This window comes from Rhodococcus sp. LB1, from assembly GCF_001583455.1.
Lineage (GTDB): Bacteria > Actinomycetota > Actinomycetes > Mycobacteriales > Mycobacteriaceae > Rhodococcus_F > Rhodococcus_F opacus.
In genome coordinates, this window is record NZ_LTCZ01000332.1 from 1 (window position 1) to 942 (window position 942).

Annotated in this window: 1 protein-coding gene; it reads left to right on the plus strand. The window is 69.2% G+C overall.

Annotated elements, in window-relative coordinates; translation table 11 throughout:
- The coding region (gene ald, locus AZG88_RS33040; protein ID WP_061700239.1) for an alanine dehydrogenase at positions 1-942 on the plus strand (942 nt) is incomplete at both ends.

Consider the following 942-nt stretch of genomic DNA (forward strand, 5'->3'; position numbering starts at 1 on the left):
GTGGCCATCAGCCCCGCCGGTGTCCACGAACTCAGCGAACGCGGCCACGAAGTCATCATCGAATCCGGCGCCGGCATCGGCTCGTCCTTCGCCGACGAAGACTTCAAAGCCGCAGGCGCCCAAATCCTCCAGGCCGCCGACCAGGTATGGGACACCGCCGACCTGCTCCTGAAGGTCAAAGAACCCATCGCCGAGGAATACGCTCGCCTGCGCCAAGACCAGGTGCTCTTCACCTACCTGCACCTCGCCGCATCCAAGGACTGCACCGACGCCCTGCTCGCGTCGAAAACCACCGCCATCGCCTACGAAACCGTCGTCGGCGCCGACGGCTCCCTCCCCCTGCTCGCCCCGATGAGCGAGGTCGCCGGACGCCTCGCCCCGCAGGCCGGCGCCTACCACCTCATGCGCCAGGGCGGCGGCCGCGGCGTCCTGATGGGCGGCGTCCCCGGCGTACGCCCGGCCAAGGTCGTCGTCATCGGCACCGGCGTCTCCGGCCGCAACGCCACCGCCGTCGCCTACGGCATGCAGGCCGACGTCACCGTCCTCGACCTGTCCATCGCCCGCCTCCGCGAGATCGACGCCCAGTACCACGGCCAGGTCAAGACCATCACCTCCAACAGCCTCGAACTCGAACAGGCCGTCGAGGGCGCCGACCTCGTCATCGGCGCCGTCCTCGTCCCCGGCGCCAAGGCCCCCACCCTCGTCTCCAACAACCTCGTCTCACGGATGAAGCCCGGCTCGGTGCTCGTCGACATCGCCATCGACCAGGGCGGCTGCTTCGAGGACTCGAAACCCACCACCCACGCCGAACCCACCTACCAGGTCCACGACTCCGTGTTCTACTGCGTCGCCAACATGCCCGGCGCCGTCCCCCGCACCTCCACCTACGCGCTCACCAACGCCACCCTCCCCTACGTCGTCGCCCTCGCCGACAACGGCTGG